The sequence below is a fragment of the Bacillus cereus group sp. BfR-BA-01441 genome (assembly GCF_022663075.1).
GTDB lineage: Bacteria > Bacillota > Bacilli > Bacillales > Bacillaceae_G > Bacillus_A > Bacillus_A cereus.
On sequence record NZ_JAKUEU010000349.1, the window covers coordinates 1 to 256 of the forward strand.

Sequence of the window (256 nt, forward strand, 5' to 3'; positions counted from 1 at the left end):
GCAGGTTCAAATCCTGTCCCCGCAACCAAATGGTCCCGTGGTGTAGTGGTTAACATGCCTGCCTGTCACGCAGGAGATCGCCGGTTCGACCCCGGTCGGGACCGCCATTTTTACATAAAGGCTCGGTAGCTCAGTCGGTAGAGCAGAGGACTGAAAATCCTCGTGTCGGCGGTTCGATTCCGTCCCGAGCCACCATTTTGAAGTCGCAAGCCGACTTAGCTCAATTGGTAGAGCAACTGACTTGTAATCAGTAGGT

At 54.3% G+C, this 256-nt stretch carries 2 tRNA genes; both read left to right on the forward strand.

The window, feature by feature from the left end:
• Positions 1-31: 31 nt before the first annotated feature.
• Positions 32-107: transfer RNA gene (locus MR107_RS30805), tRNA-Asp, on the forward strand.
• Positions 108-119: 12 nt separating this feature from the next.
• A tRNA-Phe gene (locus tag MR107_RS30810) sits at positions 120-195 on the forward strand.
• Positions 196-256: the final 61 nt, after the last annotated feature.